This is a genomic window from Flavobacterium sp. (genome assembly GCF_050696275.1).
Taxonomy (GTDB): Bacteria; Bacteroidota; Bacteroidia; order Flavobacteriales; family Flavobacteriaceae; genus Flavobacterium.
In genome coordinates, this window is record NZ_JBOGUT010000060.1 from 1 (window position 1) to 4350 (window position 4350).

Annotated in this window: 4 protein-coding genes; 2 read left to right on the forward strand and 2 right to left on the reverse strand. The window is 33.9% G+C overall.

Annotation, left to right across the window (positions count from 1 at the left end):
- Positions 1-1013, forward strand: a 1013-nt coding sequence (locus ACRDEC_RS16865) for an RHS repeat domain-containing protein (RefSeq protein ID WP_431499540.1), incomplete at its 5' end; no start/stop codon positions are given.
- A gap of 40 nt (positions 1014-1053) precedes the next feature.
- Positions 1054-1407, forward strand: a complete 354-nt coding sequence (locus tag ACRDEC_RS16870) for a hypothetical protein (protein ID WP_431499541.1) — start codon at positions 1054-1056, stop codon at positions 1405-1407.
- 147 nt (positions 1408-1554) lie between these two features.
- Here the strand turns inward: ACRDEC_RS16870 and ACRDEC_RS16875 are convergent, their stop codons facing one another.
- On the reverse strand, positions 1555-2601 hold the full coding sequence (locus ACRDEC_RS16875; protein WP_431499542.1) for a tyrosine-type recombinase/integrase: 1047 nt from the start codon (positions 2599-2601) through the stop codon (positions 1555-1557).
- A 594-nt stretch (positions 2602-3195) separates the two neighbouring features.
- Positions 3196-4350 (reverse strand): RHS repeat domain-containing protein (locus ACRDEC_RS16880; protein WP_431499543.1); only part of this gene is annotated, 1155 nt, incomplete at its 5' end.

The window sequence follows — 4350 nt, forward strand, 5'->3', positions numbered from 1 at the left end:
CAAGGCAATTAAGTCCTGTTTATTACTATCCTTTTGGAATGCTGGTACCAAACCGTTTCGGGTCAAGCACAGCCTACCGTTACGGGTTCCAAGGACAGGAAAAAGATGACGAGTTGAAAGGACCAGGGAATTCGTTGAATTATACTTTCAGAATGCATGATCCACGTTTGGGAAGGTTTTTTGCGAAAGATCCGCTTGAAAAATCATTTGCTTGGAATAGTCCTTATGCTTTTAGTGAAAATTCACCTATCTGGGGAGTTGAGTTAGAAGGGCTTGAACTAGGGACTTATCTCGATAAAATTATTAAGGAAGCTGAAAGATTAAAAAATAAATCAGCGGAATATATTGAACAGAAAAAAGATGCTGCTGTAAAAAAAGCAGTGCAAACTGTAGATGCTTTAGCTACTAAAAGTTTAGTGGAATTTGCTAAAAAAATCTATCCTGACGTAGATAAAGCAAGTGAGGAGATAAAGCAACAACAATTCAAAACCAACCCTAATAATTCTGTTGCTATTTTACTATATGAGTTTGCAACTGGGACAGGAAAAGATACCAGAACTTTTAATTTAGGAGGTGATAAAGCTTTTGCTAATACTTTTTTAGAAGGTAGAGTTGCTAAAGAAGTTGCAACTAAATTTCTGGAAAAGGCAGGAGAAATGAGTTATTCAGAATTTAAAAAAGGAGGAATGAAATATGGGTTAGAGTTTAGTCCTGATCATGCAGGACTTTTAGATTCAGTGGAGAAACATGTTGATTCAAATTTGCCTCAATTTTTTGTTGGAGGTGCTAATGTTGTCGTAACTGCTTCTGACAATCCTAATAAAGTGAATGTTACCATAAGTAATCCTACCAGCAGAAGTTCATTACTACTTCATATTGGAGAAAATTATCCAAGAAACGAAGGAAACAATAATGAGAAGCCATTATCAACCATTCAACAACAGTTTACTTTTGAAATGGAAATTGATGTAAAACTTCAATCTCTCTTTGAAAATACTGAGCCTAAAAGATAATTTTATGAAAAGAAAATCAAGACTCATAATATCACTAATAATGACTTTTTTCATATTTAGTTGTAACACCAGTAATCGTAAAAATGAAAGTTTACTTGGGAAATATTTCAATAATTATGAAAACAATGTTTCACATTACGTGGAATTAAAAAAGGATAATACGTATCTTCATTATTATGAAGATAAAAATCATACTGTAAAAAGAAACATCGGGGTATGGAAATCAATAAAGAGAGGAGATGAAATTGAAATAATGTTCAGTTCATGGATAGATTACGGTTATATAAATCAACCTGTTTGTAATGGTTGTACTAATTTTGTGAAATTAGAGAACGGGGAATTGATTTTTAATCAGGATTTGTCTAAAGAAGTGAATTTTGTAAAAAAAGAGTAATATTTCATATCTTCATTTGATAACGATATTTTCAATTTGCACCCAAAGCAATGAGTAAACAAAAATCCTAACCCTTAAAAAGTTACATTTTTTTAAGAATTAATATTCTATCAATAAACAAAAAAGCCACTCAATTGAGTGGCTTTTTTAATAACTTTCTAACTTACTATGTACTTTGCTAATTTCTTTATCCATGTAAGCCTGAGCATAATGCACATACCGATTAAAAGAACTGCTACTATGGCTGTGACCGCTGATTTTCCGAACTAAATGTTCCGGCATACCTAAAATAAGCATAGTTGTTATAGCAGTTCTGCGCATCATGTGTGAACTCATTTTGTCACAAAAGCGATTTTGGGCCACATCCGTCTTTTTTGTCAGTTTGTTAACCTTTCCCTGTTTTTCCCGAGAAACTTCAACAGGCGCTACGAAACCGGCTTTCTCACCTACTTTTTTAAGTGTTTTATTAAAGTTAAACAAACTTATCTTTCCGAAAACAGGAACCTTGTCACTTTTAGGCTTGCATTTCTGGTAAATATCAACCGCATAACCAGATAGTTTTATATAACTGAAGGTTTTTGTTTTTAGTGACTTCAGCTTCAAATACCATTCGCCATCCTGCTGTTCAAAGTTTTTGTTTGTCAGTAAAAAAACATCCGAATACCGTAATCCGGTGCTGCAGCCAAAAACAAAAATATCTTTTACCCGAAGTTCATTTTTTAGCAGCTGACCTTCAAATTCTTTGTCATGAATCAAAAATTTCAGCTGTTCCGGAGACAACACAAAAATGTCAATCTCTTCTTTTCTGACATAAAACAACCGCTGAAAATCACCTGTAAAAAAGTCTTTATCGTTTTTAAGATAATTAAAAAAAACTCTGATTACCTTGATGTTAGCTCCAACATAATTATCATGACAGCCCTTTTTATACAAGTATTCGGTAAATTTCTGGTAAAACTTTTTCCAATAACTTTTTTCAGATTGTAATTCTCTTTTACTCAATTTGTTGACTTCGCAAATGCGTAGCTCAAAATTAGTGTCTGTCGAAAATTGTATTAGATTATTGAGTACATATTTGTAATTATCAATAGAGCCCGGCTTTATTTTCTCACCATTTTTTTTAAGCCGCTTCCCTGTTTCAGTTTCTTTTATAAACTGCTTAAACAACGGTATAATGTCACTCGGTTTTTTCATAAAATGAATTTGAGTGCCAAAAATACAATTTTATATGAAAGTTAAGCAACTGATTTTTTACGTAAAAAAGGTTCAATGAATTTCTTTTAAAAACAATTCAGAAGGGTTTTACTTATTTTTCATAGAGCGGTAGTCTAAAAACCAAAAAACGACGCCAGCCAACAACATTAAAAACAGAGGTACAATAGCAATAAAAAAATAGGCACTCAAAACTAATAGAAAATCCAATTTTAAAGTGAATACAGTGCAATAGCAATTAAAATCTAATACGTCTGAAAAAACATAAATAGCAATTCCAATAATAAAAATAGACGCAACTGGAAAAATCGTACAGAACTTATACCATTTTCTGTTTTTTCTGGTTAAAGAAAGTCCAAGAAAAATAGGCAACCCAATTATTAATGCTATTAAAAAAAAGAATACCAAACAGTTGTCAATCATAATCAAGTAATTAGTTATTTATAGTTTTAACACACAGAAAGCCTAAACTCCTTAATTAAAGGGAGTTTAAGCTCTGTATGCATCATTTTTATCTTCAGAAATAAAAGGTTAAAAAATAGTACAGTCAAAAAGCCTACAGCGGGATTTTTATTTTTAGTAACGTGAGCTTGCGCCTCCGCCACCAAATCCACCGCCACTGCCTAATCCTTTCCAACTTCCTCCTGCACCACCTCCGGAAAATCCGCCGCCACCAAATCCGCCACTGAATCCTTTGCGTTTATCTTTCATAAAGTATTTAACATCTTTCAAAATACTTTTCGATTGTGTATACTCTAATTTTCCTATTTTATTCGTCCAATCATTATAATCATATTCACTAATGGTTCTTGTGACAGAGGATGGTTCAAGACCTAAAATATCTCCTACATTAGACATCACTACTTTCCATTGCTGTTGTTGTGCTGATCTACTTGCCCCAACCGAAACTCCAAGAGTTACTATCGACAAGCCTGTATTGGCTCTTGTGGTGTTATTTATCACATAAATCAGTGTTTTGCTTTTCTCATCATAAGTAGCGGTGAACGTGATACTTCCTGCATCTGTATGTCCTTCTAATGTTGTGAATTTTGCATTAAAACCAGCACCGCTTGCGCTAACTTTCTCAACTAGAACAGAAGCATTATCAGGACCCGCAATGTCAATATCTACGTGATCTCCAACTGAAACACCACCACTTCCATCTCTGTCAATAAGTTCGTAATCAGCCCATCCATTATCGTTTAGATTTCCAGGATTAGCTACAAATTTTGCTTTCAAATTTTCGAAAGCTTCTTTGGTTACATTCTCAAATTTTGCTGTATAAACCTGATTTTGAACATCACTCCCAAAATCACCTGCTTCTAGTCCAATTACTTTACAACCTTCACAATCACCAGTTTCTTTTTTAACTTTACCTTTCTTATTAGGGTCTTTACTTGTTTCTAACCCTTCTAGTTCAACCGCCATTATCGGAGTATTAGAACTGAACTGATAAGGAGTTAATTCTGGGAATTTTCTGAATAACGGATCTCTGGCAAAGAATCTTCCAATCCTAGGGTCATGCATACGGAAGGTATAGTTCAGTGAGTTTCCTTCCCCTTTAATCTCGTCATCTTTTTCCTGTCCTTGGAACCCGTAGCGGTAGGCTGTGCTTGACCCGAAACGGTTTGGCACTAGCATTCCAAAAGGATAGTAATCTGAATAGTTAAGAACATCTGCATTAAACCATGCCAATTGACCACTTTTTCCAAAGACAGTTGGAATCTTTTT